Origin of the sequence: Vibrio nitrifigilis, assembly GCF_015686695.1 — a bacterium.
Lineage (GTDB): Bacteria > Pseudomonadota > Gammaproteobacteria > Enterobacterales > Vibrionaceae > Vibrio > Vibrio nitrifigilis.
In genome coordinates this window covers 1,520,760-1,537,506 of sequence record NZ_JADPMR010000001.1, presented here as the reverse complement: position 1 = coordinate 1,537,506, position 16,747 = coordinate 1,520,760, and the positions used below count along the sequence as shown (strand labels likewise).

Below are 16,747 nucleotides of genomic sequence, written 5' to 3'. Positions count from 1 at the left end.
ATTATTAAGCCCTGCACCAAAAACACAACACCGAGCACTATTGCTCGGTGTTGTCTATTCAAACGACCTTATTTATTTGCTGCTTAGTAACGCCAAAACGATTTTGAAAACACAATCAGTACGGGGAAGATCTCTAATCGGCCAAAAATCATCGCTAAACACATTAGCCATTTCGCTGGATCTTTGAGGGGTTCAAAGCCTGCTGCCGTTTCACCCCAGCCAAGCCCCATATTATTAATGCAAGCAGCAACGGTGCCGTACGCGGTTTTAAAATCATGGCCAATTGCCACCAGCCCCCAAATAAAAAAGCAGGTAAAGAAAATCCATAAAAAGAACAGGCCCCAAATCGATCGCATCACCCGATCATTCACTTTTTCACCGGCGACTTTGGTGGTAATAATGGCATTAGGTCGAACAAGCTGATTAATTTCACTACGCCCTTGTTTATAAAGCAATAAAAAGCGCATCGCTTTAATCCCGCCACAGGTCGAGCCGAAACAACCGCCAAAGAAACTGGCACCTAACATCAGTAAAACAACCGCATCAGGCCAATTAGGGAAATCTGCCGTACCTAGCCCGTTATCAGTCATGACAGAGACCGCTTGGAAAAAGCCATGAATAAACGCATCTCCCGCACCAAAGGTATGGGTTCGCACCAGTTCCAGCCACGAGACCACTACGACAATTGCCATAATGAGCATCATAAATTGAAATTCGGCATTGCGATAAATTGGCTTTAAACTGCGCTGAATAATAGCGATGTAATACAGTGAAAAGTTCACTGCAGCGAGGATCGAAAACACACCGCCAACCAATTCAATTGCGGAGCTGTGATAATAGCCAATACTGGCACCATGGGTCGAAAAACCGCCCAAAGACACCGTAGATAAACTGTGGCAAATGGCATCAAACCAGTTCATTCCCGCCAAGTAATACGCTACGGTGGTCACTAATGCCAATAAAGAATACAAGCCCCACATGCTACGCGCGGTATCGGCTAGGCGCGGTGTCAATTTCTCTTCTTTCATTGGGCCGGGCATTTCTGATTGGTAAATACGTGCGCCACCAATACCGAGAAATGGCATGATGGCCACCGCCAATACAATGATCCCTAACCCACCAAGGAAGTTAAGTTGCGCTCGGTAAAAAAGAATCGACTTGGGCAAAGTATCAATGTTGGATAGAACCGAGGCACCTGTAGTGGTAATGCCAGAAACCCCTTCAAACATGGCATCCGTAAATGATAAATCCAAACGTTGATCGAGATAAAAAGGCATGGCACTCATAATGGAGAAAATCAGCCAAAACAGACAAGCCACCATAAAACCATCACGTTTTTGGAGGTATTTATCTTCGCTGTTATTGGTGAGCTTCCAACCCATCACCCCAATCAACATGGAAACCACAAAGGTATTAAAAAATGGGGTGATATAACCATCGCGAAATAGCCACGCCACTACCATTGGTACCAGCATGGTTAAACTGTAAATGATGATTAAAAAGCTGCATAAATGAAATACAGTACTCACCCGAGTATGAGTACGGAAAAAGGTTTGAATATTCATGGTATTTCAATCTATTGATGGCGAGAAAGAACGCGTTGGCAATAGTGAATCATTAGCGAAAAACAGGTTAATTTAACAAACGATAGCCAAGGCCGGTTTCCGTTTTTAGCAACGCTTGTTCATCCACACTATCGTTTAATTTACGCCGCAATTGGCTCACCAAAATACGTAAGTAATGCGTATCTTCGCGGTGAGTTTCTCCCCAGATTTGTTCCAGCAAATCGGTCTGCTTCACCAGCTTGTTTTGATGCATGGCGAGAATCAACATAAAAGCGAACTCTTTTTTCGTCAGCGCTAAAATATCATCATCAAGCCAGGCTTCATGCGTACTTTGCTGTAAACGAATTCGGCCACAATGCACCACATCACTCAAGGCGCCATCTTCCACTAAATCACGCACTAACACTTTAATTCGCACAATCAGCTCACGCACACCAAAAGGCTTGCTTAAATAGTCATTCGCTCCAGCTTCAAGTAACCGAATTTTTTCATCTTCTTCATCACGAGCCGTTAAGATCAATGCCGGTACACGACTGGTTTGGCGAACTTGCTGCAAAAAGCGCATACCATCCCCATCCGGTAATCCGAGATCGAGCACCACAACATCAGGCTCTAGGCTTTGAAAGCGCTCTAACGCTTCGCCTATCGATCCTGCGCCAATATATTCAAAACCTTCCGCCATTAACGAAATACGGATAAAGGTGTGAATTTGCGGCTCGTCATCCACCACTAATACTGTATAAGCCACGCTTAATTCACTCCTAAGGGCAATTGAATACGAAAGAGGCTGCCTGTTTTATCAGGCATTGCCTCGATTTGCCCGTCATGAGCGGTAATCAATCCTTTTGCAACAGCAAGGCCCAGCCCCGATCCGCTGTCGTTATGTTTTAATCCTGCATCAGAATAAAACAGTTCAAATATCTGCTGGGCCTGCTCAGATGAGACACCAGCGCCCTCATCTTTAACATCCACCCAAATATGCTCCCCTTTCTGGAAAGCATGAATAGACACCTGTGACGATATAGGTGAATAACGCAAAGCATTATCCACCACATTATAAAGAGCCTGAGCAATCAGGCTGGCACTTACCATTACTGTGGGTAAATGAGATTCGACTTGAACCACGACTCGCGATTGACGCTCACCTAAACGCGCCACCACTTGGTTGATCACCTGAACGATAGACTCTTCAGCTTTATTTATGATTAACGCGCCATGCTGCAACTTAGTGGCTTGCAAAAGGTTTTCGATGTACTGGTGAAGACGATGGCTTTCTTGGGTAGCACTATCAATCAGCTCTGTTGTTTCCATGCGAGAAAGGAGTGGGGAGTACTCTTTCAATGTGCTCAACGTGCCAATGATAGTGGCTAAAGGTGTGCGCAAGTCGTGAGAGACTGACAATAAAATGCGATTGCGCAATTCCGCCTGCTTTAATGCATCTTGTTGGCGCTTGTAATGATCAGCCATCTGGGTGGTAATCACGGCCACCAAAACGAACACAATCACATTTATTGTGTCATCTAATCGCCACATAACCAGGGAGTATTGTGGCGTGGTAAACAAAAAATTAAAGCACACAGCCTCCACCACTGCAGCGATATAAGCGAATTTTGCATTTGCTTGAAACGCAATCACCATTACCGCTAACTGCAAAAGCAGTAACACTGCAATGGTCGACCCAAGCAACAAATACACACCATAACTGCTAGCAAGAGCACCCAACATCACAGACACCGTTAACAGTATCTGCTTTGTACTCTCTTTTAATGTCATTGTTGTTGCCATCTGTCTTAACCAGTGCTGTGAACTCTATCAAAAGCCTTTTTATACCGCGCGTAAAAAAAGCGTAAAAAATCATTTTCACGAGAACGATAACCCGTATGTATCATTGGTTACGGCTTCTGGTATTGATGAGGTTGTTCTAAATGCCTTAATATTTTGGCTGGATTACCCGCTATCACCACGTTATCTGGAAAGCTTTTTGTCACCACACTGCCCGATGCCACCACCACATTATTGCCTAATGTGACACCCGGATTAATGGTGGCATGCCCTCCAATCCAACAATCGTCACCAATGGTTATCGGTTTGGCAAATTCGTACACTTCACGCTCTGCCAAATCAAGCGGATGTCCCGCAGTATAAATACCAACTTGAGGACCAATTAAGCAGTTGTCACCAATCGTGACTTTTGCACAATCGAGGATCACTCCGCCAGTGTTCATATAAAAGTTTTCCCCAACATGAATATTCGCGCCGTAATCACACATAAACGGACTACGAACCAACAGCTTTTCACCACAGCCACCAAACAGGGTACGTAAAATATCCTTACGCTCCGCTCTTTCTCTATGCCTTAATTGGTTGTAATCATCCAACAAATCTTCCGCTCTAGCACGTAATTCAACTAAGGTCTGTTCATCTGAAAGATACAACTCGCCCGCACACATCGCGCGCCACTGCTTCTCATCACCAGATTGCAAGATTTCAATAAAAGACGGATAAGACACCATAAATTCCTTGTAAAACACAATGGCTGCATTCAAAGCCTAAAACGGTCTAGTATAACCGGATATGGGATGAAAAGACGCCCTCAATGTAGAGATGATAGAAGTAACTATACATTGCCCAATTAAATCACGAATGTGATCTCTGCCGAGAGGTAACGACATTTCCCCCTAACCAATACCCAATATTCTCTTTACTAACGCTACAATGCGTACGCTTACGAATAAACACCAATGAAAGATGCATGGCTTAATTAAAAGTATCGGTGTTGTAAACCACACTTGGCTAGCACGCGCATATCAGTCTGCGCATCACAACATTAAAGAGAAACAAATGACGTCAGAAATAACGATTCCGAATAAGAAACCACTATCAAAGAAATGGCAAAGGCGCTTTGAACTATTTGAGCAACTAGATGCGAGTAATAAAACACGCTCAGAAATTGTGAGTAGCAATGAGTTTCGCCAACTAAAATTTCGAGAACGCTCACTTATCTCAATGAATTATTGGGGATTTTTCCTAGGGCCACTGTACTATTTTTATCATCGAATGCCACTAAAAGCATGCCTAATCTTAGCCATTTCTTTTATCTGGAGCTCTATTCTTATTACCATAGAGCACCTCGCCATCATTACTATCCCTAGTATTGTATTTAGCGCGACATCATCAGTTATCGCTGCGCTGTATGTTAACTTCGATGTGTATCGCAAACACACTCATGGTGAAGTGATGTGGCCTAAATTTCCTATGTGGTGTCACCATAAGGCGTTGATGATCACCTTAGCCGTTGGAGCATTTATCATCAACGTTGGTATCGGAGCCTTTATTACTACTCATGAGTATTATAGTAACGCGGCGAGCTCCGATTTTTTCCCTGCTAAATTGAACTGCAGTGGCAAGGTGCTTTATGTCACTGATGACGAACTGTCTTATATCGGAAAACCAGCACTTTGCAATGCATTAGATAATTTAGAATAGCGTTTTCCCTGCATCCCAAAACAACGCCCGCATTAACGATTAATACGGGCGTTTTTGTATAAATTGGCGATTACCAAATCAATTAACTCATCACTCAAGGCGTCGATAATCTTGCGTATCTAAGTGGCGCATCTGGCCTAACACCCAATGAACGCGCTCTTGTACATACTCAGTCATTGGTGTTGGGTGAATTTTATATGGATTCGGCAACACCACCGCCAATTGCGCGGCTTTACGACGCGTTACCTGACTGGCTGAAAGACCAAAATAGTGCTCACATGCGGCTTGCACACCGTAAATACCCGGGCCATATTCCACCACATTTAAATACATTTCCATAATGCGCTGCTTGCCCCAAATAAGCTCAAGTAACAAAGCAATATAAAGCTCATACGCTTTACGAATATAGGTATGGCTGGGAAACAAAAACACGTTTTTAGCGGTTTGTTGTGTAATCGTACTCGCGCCACGATCGGGACCACCATCGCCACTTTCTTCAATTACCGACACTAACGCATCAACATCGATACCCCAATGAAATGGAAAACGCTGATCTTCAGAGGCCATCATGGCTAAAGGTAATGAAGGAGACATTTTATCCAGAGGTATCCACTGATGTTTGGCGTGTGCCGGATACCCTTGCGGCGGAAACAAAGTACGGTGTACTTCCCACATCCAAAATGGTGGGTTAACAAATTTAAGCAATATCACCAACACGATAGGCATACCAAGTAGCACCGCGATGGCAGTAATAAACACACGTTTAATACGACGTCGAACCCGTCTGATAAAAGCTTTCACACCACTTCCTTTTTTATCCACTGCCATTAATGTAGAGAGAGCCTGCTGACAAATCAACTCTATGGCTTTTGCTATTATGAATATCTAAATCAATATCTTGTTTAGTTGTTTTGATCGAATAATGGTTTGTTGCGTAAAACCAGTAAGTTTACAAATTACGAGTGGTATATGGTTAAATTAACGCTATTTTTTGACGGAACATGTCCGTTGTGTGTAAAAGAAATGACCGCGCTGACTCAACACGATAGCAAAAAACAGATAAAAATCGTCGATATATATAGTGATGAATTTGTGCAATACCCCATGATTGATGCAGAGAAAGCCAACAATATTCTCCATGCACTGGATAATAATCAGCAGCTCTATTTAGGACTGGATGCCACCTATCAAGCTTGGAAATTAGCGGGCAAAGGATGGCTGTATGCCCCGCTACGCTGGCCAATCATCAAACCCATCGCAGATATAGGCTACCTCCTATTTGCCCGTAATCGCTATAAATTCTCTTATTGGCTCACGGGTAAGTCTCGTTGCAGCAACAATCAGTGCATGAAATAACAGCGTGTTCAATATGATTCTTTCCTTTCTAGGGGGATTTGTAGGATGTACAAAGGGAGGGAGCCTGTTCATAACTTGCTGTAACATCAACGAACACCGTTGCATCAACGACCAGCAAAACTCATCGCGATCTCGATCTGGTTCTCACCCTTTCAGGGGGATTTAGAGGGGGTTACTTCAGCGATCTCTCAGAAAAATAAATCTCAGAATCAGTAAGTTAACAACAAACATCCACACCGTAACCTCCTCAGCCACGGATTTACTGTAAGCCCCTTCCCCAGTCTTCCCTAGGGGAGCGAGCCTGTTCGCCGCTTACTGTATCGTCAAACGAAAAAACCAGCGAATTGCTTCGCTGGTTTCTCCGCACCCTACTCGATAAATGGCAAGTTTCTAAGCGTGTTTTTCCGATGTTGGGCGAACAAAAAAGGCATAACTGATCGCGCCAATCATCAATAAACAAGCCCCTAGAATAAATACATCAGTAAAATTACCGGTCGCATCAAGAACCATTCCTGCTACTATCGGAGCGCAAGCTGCACCAAGGAAACCACCAAAGTTTTGGATGGCGCCTAACGATGAAACTTGGCTACGTGGCGCAATATCAGAAGCCAATGTCCAGATGGCACCTTGCGGTAACTGAGAGAAAAAATACCCCAGAGATAATAGTGCAATACTCAATGTGTAATTATGTACAAACGCAATCGGTGCAACAGAGCAAGCGGCAAAGGCAGCACCTGCAACAATCGGCACTTTACGGGCAGTTACCGCTTTCACCCCTTTACGCACAAGATAATCTGAAATCGACCCACCACAAAGCACACCTAAAATACCGCATAAAAATGGCAGCGCAGCAACCCACCCTGTTTCTTGAACAGACAATCCCATGCTGTTTTCTAAATAACTAGGCAACCAAGTAAGATATACCCAGATGGTAAACATAATAGAAAAGTTGCCAATAATCATGAACCAGGTATTTCGTTGTTTGAACAAATCACCCCATTTTACAGATTCCATATGTTGTGGCTCTGCGGGCGCATCATCTTCAGCATGAATCACATCCATTTCTTTTGTGGTTGGATGACGAAAATACTTAAGCCATACCACAATAACGGGGATGCTCATTAAACCAATCGCTACAAACATTCCACGCCAACCTAACGTCAGTAGCAACACAGTTAATAGCGGTGGCGCAACCGCATTAGCAATTTGCGAACCAGTATTAATGATCGATGTAGGAAAGCCTCTTTCTTTATCGGAGAACCACATGTCGGTCACTTTAATCCCAGTGGTAAAGAAGGGAGACTCTGCCACGCCCAACAGAACACGCGTGGCGTATAACATACCAAAGCCACTGGTAAAACCGGCGATGACAGTCACTGCTGACCATAAAGTTAAACCATAGGAAAAGATTTTTTTCGGTCCAAACCTATCCACTAGCCACCCGGCTGGCAAGTTAGCAAGTGCATAAGGCCATAAAAATGCTGATAGTAGCAACCCCATTTCAGTCGAGCTTAAACCAAATTCTTTGGCGATAGTGGTATTGGCGATACTCAAATTAGCCCGGTCAAAATAATTAATAATTGCCGCGACCAAAATTAGAATCATAATTCCCCAACGGTAATTGCTGATGGTATTTTTTTTAGTTTGAACAGGTGTAGTAATACCTACCTTTCCTAAAGGCAATGATGTCGTATCTTTCATAATATTACCTATTTTAGAGGTTAATATATTTGTAGGGTAAAGATGCCCATATATATTAGGCACCTTGAGTTATATTATTTTTATTAGATTTCTTTGATTTTATTATTGTAAATATCTGAGCCTTGTTTTATCTGTTTTAATAACACATCAAGAGCCCAAAACTTCTCAATAACATCATCTTTAATAACGCGACAATAATTACTATTAAACGTCGGTAGCTTATTCATCAAGTGATATTCTTTCGCATTTTTTGGATAACCAAGGTTTTCAACCACCGCACTCATTGAAAGAAAGACGGATAACTCATCCGCCAGCGCAAGATCTTTATTCGCGTCATGATATATCCAGCGATACAGATCGGGATGGAAGTTCGTAAACACGCCGCAGAACCCTTTCGAGCCCGCTTGCATCGCCGGATAAGCGATTGCCGCATTCGCATTCACAATATTTAGTGGAGTATCTTTCACTAACTGCACGCGTTTAGTGACTGTTGCTAAATCACAGCTCACATCTTTAAGCGCGACGAATCGGCCACTTTCAGCACAATAGGTCAACTCTTCATCGGTCAATAAACGACGGTATGGCGCAGGACATTCATACAGGCCAAGCGGTAAATCACTAGGCAATTTTTCAAGAATGGCATTTAAGTGACTCATAAAGGTATCAGTGCCTTTATTTTCTGGGTCGAGATGGTTAGTGACTAAAACCAACACATCGGCACCACATTCGGCCATGGCTTGCAGTTCGTTAATTTGTGTCTCTAAATCATCGCTAATATGGCCAGAGGTCATCACCGGGATTTTCCCGTTAACTTTATTCACCACACACTTGGTAATATCGATCCTTTCTTGCAGAGTTAGATACTGCATCTCGCTTGACTGGCAAACAGCAAATAGACCATCTACACCCTTGTCTAAATACCAATCAACTAAATGTTCCAATGATGAATAATCGACGCTTCCATCATGATTAAAAGGAGTAAGCATTACAGGGATAATGCCTTCGATACTTTTCATAAGCACCTCATTAGATTTAAAGTGAGTAAGCAGCAGCAGGAGAAAATGACGGTGTTTGGCTCGTCAAACGCATACTGACTTGTTCTTTGTCTGGCATAGCTGACGCCCCTTCTAGCTCAACAGCAAGAGAAGCAAACGCAGCAGCAAAATTGGCCGCATTAATTACGGAATAGTTTTGTGACAGTGCCGCAGCAAATGCGCCATTAAACGCATCACCAGCTCCTGTGGTGTCAACACACACCGCATTGTAAGCAGGAACATGAGTGGTATTGCCGTTATCATTCACCAGTACACCTTTAGCGCCAAGGGTAATAACCACTTTATTCACCCCCATATTCAGAATGACTTTCGACGCTTCAATAGCACTATCGATATCGGTAATTAGCACTCCGGATAATTCATACGCTTCGGTTTCATTCGGTGTAATCACATCCACGTAAGGCATACATTGAGCGATATCTTTTGAATATGGTGCTGGATTTAAGATGGTAAGAATGTCGTTTTTATTCGCCATTTTCAGACAATTGACGGTGGCATCAATGTTATTTTCCAGTTGCACAATCAAGATATCTGATTTAGTGAGTTCTTCTTCAATAGCAGACACTTCCTCATTGCTAATTGTTTGATTTGCACCAGGATTAATCGCAATCATGTTTTCGCCATCACTTTGCGAAACATAAATAAGCGCATTACCGGTTGATTGGGTGTCTGATTGATAAAGAGTGAACGAAAAAATGCCTGAATTTTCTAGGTGCTTAAAGGCAAAATCACTGAATTGATCTTTGCCGACCTTAGAAACAAAATGCACTTGGGCGCCCGCTTTACTGGCCGCTAACGCCTGGTTTGCCCCTTTACCTCCTGGACCTAAAATACTGTCGATAGATTTCAACGTTTCACCTTTATTCGGAAAACGTTCGACTTTCGCGACAATATCTACGTTAAAAGATCCCATTACGCAGACTTTTCCTGCCATAGTTAATCCTTTCTTATTACTAAATTTCAATTTATCACTGGATTTAAATATGCTGTCAATTTCATTACTGAAGTTATTGATTATTTCACTTTGCATCTTCTTACGTGAATATATAGCTCCACCGTAACAACGAGAAATAATTTTCTTAGAAGATAAGTAATTAAGATCGTTACGTATCGTCTTTTTTGAAACATCAAACTTATTAGCAAGCTCATTCACCGATACACGATTAAATTGCTCCAATATATCCAATATTATTTTTCTTCTTTCTTCCGTAAACATATTGAACCCCTCTTGATATTATTTAGATTAAATTTAGTGACACAATCATATCGTGATAAAACTCAGAGTTTATATTGGAAAACGGAAAGAAACGGAAAATATAAAAATGCTATTCATTTGATTCATTTCATTGGATTTATGAATATAAATAAAAAAGCCGGCGAATGACTTCGCCGGCTTAGTAGGGGAGAAAATTTGAAAGGACTACGTGTTACACGTCGAATCGGTCGGCGTTCATCACTTTGGTCCAGGCCGCAATAAAATCACGCGCCATTTTTTCTTTGTTGTCATCTTGAGCATAAAATTCTGCATAGTTACGCAAGATGGAGTTTGAACCAAACACGAGATCCACACGTGTTGCCGTCCATTTTACATCACCACTGGCTCGGTCGCAGATATGGTAACTATTGCGCCCAGTTGGCACCCAACGATTGTTCATATCGGTTAGATTTACGAAGAAATCGTTAGACAGAGCCCCAACGTTATCAGTAAACACACCATGTTTACTGCCCGCATGGTTAACACCCAGCACGCGTAAACCACCAATCAATACCGTCATCTCTGGCGCCGTTAGCCCCATCAACTGAGCACGGTCAAGCAACAACTCTTCTGGTTTAACCGAATAATGCTCTTTTTGCCAATTACGGAAACCATCGGCGAGCGGCTCTAATACCTCAAACGATTCCACATCGGTCATCTCTTGAGTCGCATCACCACGACCTGCTGTAAAGGGGACAGACAGTGATAAACCGCCAGCAGCAATCGCTTGTTCAAGCCCAACATTCCCTGCTAAAACAATCACATCAGCCACACTGATACCAAAACCAGCGGCGATAGGCTCTAATACCGCCAATACTTTAGTTAACCGCTCTGGCTCATTGCCTGCCCAGTTATTTTGCGGTGCTAAGCGGATGCGCGCACCATTGGCACCGCCACGATAATCAGATTGACGGAAGGTTCTCGCACTATCCCAAGCTGTTGCAATTAACTCAGCAACACTTAACCCGCTTGCGGCAATTTTCTCTTTCACCGCATCCACGTCATAATCGCGCTTACCTGCGGGAATAGGATCTTGCCAAATCAGCTCTTCGTTAGGCACATCTGGGCCGATATAACGCTGTTTTGGCCCTAAATCACGGTGAGTTAACTTAAACCATGCGCGAGAAAACGCATCGGCAAACAGCGCTGGATCACGATAGTAACGTTCAGCAATGGCGCGATAATCAGGGTCCATTTTCAGAGCCATATCTGCATCAGTCATAATAGGGTTATGACGAATACTTGGGTCTTCCACATCCACTGGTTTATCTTCTTCAGCAATATCAATAGGTTCCCATTGCCATGCACCTGCTGGGCTTTTCTTCAATTCCCAATCGTATTTAAATAGCAGCTCAAAATAACCGTTATCCCATTGCGTTGGGTTGGTTGTCCAAGCGCCTTCAATCCCACTAGTGACTGTATCTCGGCCCACGCCGCGGGCTTGATGATTCATCCAACCAAACCCTTGATCTTCAATAGCCGCGCCTTCTGGCTCTGGCGACAGTTTACCGGCATCACCGTTACCATGACATTTACCCACGGTGTGTCCGCCTGCGGTTAACGCCACCGTCTCTTCATCATTCATCGCCATACGAGCAAACGTCACCCGCATATCTTGCGCGGTTTTCAGTGGATCAGGATTGCCATCCACGCCTTCAGGGTTGACATAAATTAATCCCATCATTACCGACGCCAATGGGTTTTCTAAATCTCGCTCACCGCTATAACGGGAATGTTCTGCATCACTGGTTGCAAGCCACTCCGTTTCTGCGCCCCAGTATGTATCTTTTTCAGGATGCCAAATATCTTCACGACCGAACGCAAAACCAAAGGTTTTTAGCCCCATCGATTCATACGCCATATTGCCGGCTAGAATCATCAAATCCGCCCAACTGATTGCATTGCCGTATTTCTTCTTAATTGGCCACAACAAACGACGCGCTTTATCTAAGTTGGCGTTATCTGGCCATGAGTTCAGAGGTGCAAATCGTTGGTTACCCGTCGCACCGCCTCCGCGACCATCAGCAGTACGATAGCTGCCAGCTGAGTGCCAAGCCATACGAATCATCAAACCACCATAGTGTCCCCAATCAGCAGGCCACCAATCTTGGCTATTGGTCATCAAATGTTTTAAATCTGTTTTAAGTGCATCAACATCGAGCTGTTTCAAGGCATGGCGGTAATCGAACCCGTCATCAAGTGGGTTAGTTTTCCGGTCATGCTGATGCAAGATGTCTAGATTTAGGGTCTTTGGCCACCACTCTTTCGCCATATTTGGCGACGTTAGGCTACCGTGCATTACAGGACATTGTCCTTTTGGCGTGTTCGATTGCTGCGTCATTGGTGCTTCCCTTTTTAGTAATGATGATTGATGACGTTTTTACTAGCTTGATGTAAAAGACGATCACCTCGGGCTAGTTGTTACCCTTCACTCTACTCGGGAAAAGTGCCGCTGGATAATACTGTTTAGCGATTAATCTAATAGACAAAACTGATGAATCAATAGGTTAAATGTATTGTTCAGCCAATAAAAAAGCGAGCCATGGTAGGCTCGCTCAGCATTTAACTCGTGATAATCGGTTAGAACTCTTTTTGCCAAAACAGCGCATGTCCTGCTTCTGGGTCGAGTTCATATCCAGCAAAACCGAACTTTTGGTAGGTCTGTTTTGCCGCATCATTTCCTGATAACACTTCAAGTGTTAATTTGCAGCACCCGCGCTCTTTTGCCACTTCTTCCACTTTTGCCAATAACCCTTGGCTCAAGCCCTGACCGCGAAATTCAGCCCCCACCACCACATCGTGGATATTGATTAACGGCTTGCATTTAAAGGTAGAAAACCCCTGCAAACAATTAATTAACCCAGCGGGTATGCCATCAACAAATGCCAGCACTGAAAATGCATTCGGCACCCGGCTCAGTTCCGCGACCAAATTTTCTTGAACGTATTTAGAAAGCGTCGAACCGCCCCCCATTGGATCAGCCGCGTATTGCACCATAAGGGAAACAATAGCCTCGGCATGCGCTGGCTTTGTATAATCCGCGATGATAATTTCTGTGCTCATTGGTTCTCCTACTTCATGGACAGATATGCAATGACGTTAGCATAACTATGCATAGATAAAAACCCTAACGCCATCACCTAACCCACCTAATCAAATAGAACCACAAGCACAATTAAACGCTAAACTGCGCGATAATCTTATGCTGCTTAACCGCTTTATTATGCAAAGTTTGACTTGATATTGCGTTTTCTTCTGCGCCACTTGCCGTTTTGTCAGCGGAGTCGCTAATGTTCACTACACTTCTGCTAATATCTTTTGCAGTGGTGCTTTGTTCCTCAGTGGCAGCGGCAATTTGCATATTCATTTCAACGATCTGACCGATCACTTCTCCCATCACAGTCAGGCCGACTTCCGCTTGTTCTGCCACCGCAATATTGCTCGAATTACTGCTCACATTAACTTTAATGGTATCCACAACCGCTTGAATCAAACGCTGCATAATTTCAATCATGTTCTTGATTTCTTCAGTAGAATTCTTAGTCCGGCTGGCCAAACTGCGCACTTCATCTGCAACCACCGCAAAACCGCGGCCTTGTTCTCCTGCACGCGCTGCTTCAATTGCCGCATTCAATGCTAACAAGTTGGTTTGCTCCGCAATATCCTGAATCGTGCCAATAATGCTATCAATTTGGCGTCCATAGTCGTCCAATTCGATGGCCGTTTTCGAGGTCTCTTCAATCTGCGTCGCTTGCTTGCGAATGTTATCGATGGCTTTTTTGATACTGACACTCACATCGGTCACTTTGCTATCTGCCTGCTCTGCCGAGGTCATCGTATCGTGGGCGCGCTGCGCCACTTCTGCGACGGAACTTTCCATCTCTGTCATGGCTGAGGCCGTCGATTCCAATAAATGACGCTGCTGCGACACTGCTTTGGTCGTCATGTCACTGATCTGAGCATTTTGATCCGCCACATTCATCATTTCATCAGCCGACACATTCAGTGAGGTAAACACATGTCGCAAATTATCAACTAACCCATTTAAATAACCACTCAGCTCATCAAACTCATCTTTCGATTGGTCGTTAAACCTTACTTTCAAATTGCCCTGAGTCAGGTTCAGTAACACTTCTCTAAATTGGGACAGTGTTTTGCGAATCCAGGTTGCCATCCATACAGGCATTAGAATCGCTATCAGCAATGCAGTGGTACTGACGATAAACATGGTTGTTTTAATCACACCAAAGTTTTCATTGGTATTTTTCTGCGCAGCAGCCACGATGAGTCGCGACTGATCAACAAAAGCACTGACAGATTCTAATAATTGCGCAATATCCTTATGGGTATGATCGAGCAATAAGTCAGTTTTTAAATCGTTGTCGTGTTCATTGAGATATAAATGAAACAAACCATCAGGGTCATTAATTTCCTTAAGTAAAGGCAACAGCATTAAACTGAACAGCTTTCCTTTGTTCGTATCGTAAGATTTAATTTCCTCATAGCGGCGGGCAATCACGATATCCATGCCATCCATGCCTTTTTTGAGCTTATCGGTATTCCCATCAATCATATAGTTATTAAATGCATTGAGAACTTGCTTTGCCTCACGCTCTAATCCTTCCAGCGTCAATAAAAACTCAGGACTAAGATTTTCACGAGAAGAATACTTGTCGAGATAATAATTTATCCGGCGGTCAACATGGCTAAGAATTCGGGTTTCTTTATTGATTTTTTCTTGTGTTTCAATGGTATTGAGACGAATCTCTATGAGACTATCCGCCTGATGTTCAAAAGATTTGCGTACTTTTTCTATGGTTGATAATTCTGATTCTAGCTCAGGGTTATTTCTGATCACGTCTTTTGGCAAACTGCTTAGCGATTCATTAATACTCTTACCATACGCGACAAATTGTTTTCTCTGATCCTCAACTTCTGCCGCCTTAGAGGTAGAAAAAATAGCAACCACACTCTCATATTGCTGCACGACCTCGATTTTAATATCACTGGCTTTCTTCGCTATCGGCAGGCTTTCATCCATCACTTTATTCAGATCACTCTGAACCCCTGTGATGGAAACATAACTGACCCCAACCAAAATAAGTAAGGCCACCAGCAAAACCGCAAAGCCCACTATGATTCTTTGTACTAAAGACATACTGTCCGTCCTCAACATCCAGCCCACTCAGTGACTGAGTTTTTATAATTTATTTCAGATAGTTAGAAAGGTTATCCGGTGTGATTAACTGGAATGGGACCCAAACAACAGGCTCAACCGATTCTTTATCAATCACTTTATAAGCGACGTTCACAGCGGTTTGCGCTTGACCCACCGCGTCTTGAAGTACCGTAACATCGAGATTGCCCTGCTCCATTTCGCTGAGCGCATCTTTACTGCCATTAATACCGCCCACGAAGTATGCTTTAGGATCTTTTCCTGAATCTTTAATCGCCATGAGACCGCCCAACGCCATTTCATCGTTATTGGCCACGAGCACTTTAAAATTCACACCATCAGCCAACCATTTTTTGACCACGGTATACGCTTGGTTTTTTACCCAGTTTGCCGATTCAGATTTCACTAATTTCATATCAGGGTATTGAGATAACACATCTTTCACGTCCTGAGTTCTGACTTTAGCCGCAGGATGGTTTACCTCACCCATCAGAAGCGCCACATTGCCTTGATGACTAGCAAGCTTTGCCAACGCTTCCATTTCCATAGTGCCCGATTCTTTTTCGTTCGAACCAACATAAATCGCTTTCGCAGGCAGCTTACTCAAATCTTCAACAGGGGGGACGTTCAAAAAAATGAGGGGATGAGTTTTTGCCAGCTTGACTATCTTTTGCTTCCTTTCAAAATTACCGGTGGTCAAAACAATAATGGCATCGGCGCCCGCCTCGATATAACTTTTAATCTGCTGATATTGAAACTCTTCATCTCCACCAGCAGAATCGATATATATCATCACCATGGCTATCTACTGATTTCTCGATATTTTTTGTGATTAGATTTCGATAGTTATCTTGTTCACTAACAGAAACAGCGATGAACTTTGCATTAGCTTGAAAAGACGCAATACCGAATAAAAAGGCTATCGGAATAAACCTTATTAAATAAAGAACATTGTATTTTTTTGACATTGACTCTTTTAACCCAAAATAAATAATTCCCCCTCATTTATATAAGGAGATAAATGAGGTTGATAATCTCAAATTGAAATTAATATTTCACTTTAAGTCGATTAATTGACGGAGAAATATAGCGATTTTTAAGCAAAATGATCCCTGCAAAGAAAATTGCACCTTGATAATACAAAGATAATTCC

At 43.1% G+C, this 16,747-nt stretch carries 14 protein-coding genes; 2 read left to right on the top strand and 12 right to left on the bottom strand.

All coding sequences use genetic code 11. The features are described 5' to 3' along the window. Window positions 1-83: 83 nt before the first annotated feature. From I1A42_RS06925 to I1A42_RS06910, 4 genes are all read right to left on the bottom strand, one after another. A complete protein-coding gene (locus I1A42_RS06925; RefSeq protein WP_196123014.1) occupies window positions 84-1,565 on the bottom strand; it encodes a TrkH family potassium uptake protein in 1,482 nt (493 codons plus the stop codon). Between the two features lie 67 nt (window positions 1,566-1,632). After that, window positions 1,633-2,313, bottom strand: a complete 681-nt coding sequence (locus I1A42_RS06920) for a response regulator transcription factor (RefSeq protein WP_196123013.1) — start codon at window positions 2,311-2,313, stop codon at window positions 1,633-1,635. A 2-nt stretch (window positions 2,314-2,315) separates the two neighbouring features. Next, window positions 2,316-3,338 carry a sensor histidine kinase gene (locus I1A42_RS06915; RefSeq protein WP_161156385.1) on the bottom strand — a complete coding sequence of 341 codons (1,023 nt, stop codon included), beginning with the start codon at window positions 3,336-3,338 and terminating at the stop codon, window positions 2,316-2,318. Between the two features lie 119 nt (window positions 3,339-3,457). Beyond that, the gene (locus I1A42_RS06910; protein WP_161156383.1) at window positions 3,458-4,015 is read right to left on the bottom strand and encodes a sugar O-acetyltransferase; all 558 of its coding nucleotides are present in this window, start codon (window positions 4,013-4,015) and stop codon (window positions 3,458-3,460) included. Window positions 4,016-4,406: 391 nt separating this feature from the next. Here I1A42_RS06910 and I1A42_RS06905 point away from each other — a divergent pair, with 391 nt between their 5' ends. Then, a complete protein-coding gene (locus I1A42_RS06905; RefSeq protein WP_161156306.1) occupies window positions 4,407-5,051 on the top strand; it encodes a DUF2628 domain-containing protein in 645 nt (214 codons plus the stop codon). Between the two features lie 90 nt (window positions 5,052-5,141). On the opposite strand, the gene mtgA is transcribed toward I1A42_RS06905, so the two are convergent. After that, entirely contained in the window at window positions 5,142-5,819 is a 678-nt protein-coding gene (mtgA, locus tag I1A42_RS06900) for a monofunctional biosynthetic peptidoglycan transglycosylase (protein ID WP_329604826.1), read from the bottom strand. A gap of 201 nt (window positions 5,820-6,020) precedes the next feature. Here mtgA and I1A42_RS06895 point away from each other — a divergent pair, with 201 nt between their 5' ends. Continuing rightward, on the top strand, window positions 6,021-6,407 hold the full coding sequence (locus I1A42_RS06895) for a thiol-disulfide oxidoreductase DCC family protein (RefSeq protein ID WP_161156301.1): 387 nt from the start codon (window positions 6,021-6,023) through the stop codon (window positions 6,405-6,407). Window positions 6,408-6,797: 390 nt separating this feature from the next. On the opposite strand, the gene I1A42_RS06890 is transcribed toward I1A42_RS06895, so the two are convergent. From I1A42_RS06890 to I1A42_RS06860, 7 genes are all read right to left on the bottom strand, one after another. Beyond that, window positions 6,798-8,108: an MFS transporter gene (locus I1A42_RS06890; RefSeq protein ID WP_196123012.1), complete on the bottom strand. Its 1,311-nt coding sequence runs from the start codon at window positions 8,106-8,108 to the stop codon at window positions 6,798-6,800. Between the two features lie 83 nt (window positions 8,109-8,191). Further along, on the bottom strand, window positions 8,192-9,124 hold the full coding sequence (locus tag I1A42_RS06885; RefSeq protein ID WP_161156297.1) for a dihydrodipicolinate synthase family protein: 933 nt from the start codon (window positions 9,122-9,124) through the stop codon (window positions 8,192-8,194). Between the two features lie 16 nt (window positions 9,125-9,140). Continuing rightward, window positions 9,141-10,379, bottom strand: a complete 1,239-nt coding sequence (gene rbsK / locus I1A42_RS06880; protein WP_161156295.1) for a ribokinase — start codon at window positions 10,377-10,379, stop codon at window positions 9,141-9,143. Between the two features lie 211 nt (window positions 10,380-10,590). Then, the gene (gene katG, locus I1A42_RS06875; protein WP_161156293.1) at window positions 10,591-12,759 is read right to left on the bottom strand and encodes a catalase/peroxidase HPI; all 2,169 of its coding nucleotides are present in this window, start codon (window positions 12,757-12,759) and stop codon (window positions 10,591-10,593) included. Window positions 12,760-12,998: 239 nt separating this feature from the next. Further along, on the bottom strand, window positions 12,999-13,481 hold the full coding sequence (locus tag I1A42_RS06870) for a GNAT family N-acetyltransferase (protein WP_161156291.1): 483 nt from the start codon (window positions 13,479-13,481) through the stop codon (window positions 12,999-13,001). 112 nt (window positions 13,482-13,593) lie between these two features. Further along, complete coding sequence (locus I1A42_RS06865) at window positions 13,594-15,576, bottom strand: methyl-accepting chemotaxis protein (RefSeq protein ID WP_196123011.1); 1,983 nt, start codon at window positions 15,574-15,576, stop codon at window positions 13,594-13,596. Between the two features lie 49 nt (window positions 15,577-15,625). Then, window positions 15,626-16,393, bottom strand: a complete 768-nt coding sequence (locus tag I1A42_RS06860) for a substrate-binding domain-containing protein (protein ID WP_161156285.1) — start codon at window positions 16,391-16,393, stop codon at window positions 15,626-15,628. Window positions 16,394-16,747: the final 354 nt, after the last annotated feature.

Bases quoted from the DNA above. Each gene is read 5' to 3' on its own strand.
- I1A42_RS06895 (WP_161156301.1), top strand. From the start codon at position 6,021: ATGGTTAAATTAACGCTATTTTTTGACGGAACATGTCCGTTGTGTGTA.
- rbsK (WP_161156295.1), bottom strand. From the start codon at position 10,379: ATGTTTACGGAAGAAAGAAGAAAAATAATATTGGATATATTGGAGCAA.
- I1A42_RS06860 (WP_161156285.1), bottom strand. From the start codon at position 16,393: ATGGTGATGATATATATCGATTCTGCTGGTGGAGATGAAGAGTTTCAA.
- I1A42_RS06890 (WP_196123012.1), bottom strand. From the start codon at position 8,108: ATGAAAGATACGACATCATTGCCTTTAGGAAAGGTAGGTATTACTACA.
- I1A42_RS06925 (WP_196123014.1), bottom strand. From the start codon at position 1,565: ATGAATATTCAAACCTTTTTCCGTACTCATACTCGGGTGAGTACTGTA.
- katG (WP_161156293.1), bottom strand. From the start codon at position 12,759: ATGACGCAGCAATCGAACACGCCAAAAGGACAATGTCCTGTAATGCAC.
- I1A42_RS06870 (WP_161156291.1), bottom strand. From the start codon at position 13,481: ATGAGCACAGAAATTATCATCGCGGATTATACAAAGCCAGCGCATGCC.
- I1A42_RS06865 (WP_196123011.1), bottom strand. From the start codon at position 15,576: ATGTCTTTAGTACAAAGAATCATAGTGGGCTTTGCGGTTTTGCTGGTG.
- I1A42_RS06910 (WP_161156383.1), bottom strand. From the start codon at position 4,015: ATGTGTGCGGGCGAGTTGTATCTTTCAGATGAACAGACCTTAGTTGAA.
- I1A42_RS06885 (WP_161156297.1), bottom strand. From the start codon at position 9,124: ATGAAAAGTATCGAAGGCATTATCCCTGTAATGCTTACTCCTTTTAAT.
- I1A42_RS06905 (WP_161156306.1), top strand. From the start codon at position 4,407: ATGACGTCAGAAATAACGATTCCGAATAAGAAACCACTATCAAAGAAA.
- I1A42_RS06915 (WP_161156385.1), bottom strand. From the start codon at position 3,338: ATGACATTAAAAGAGAGTACAAAGCAGATACTGTTAACGGTGTCTGTG.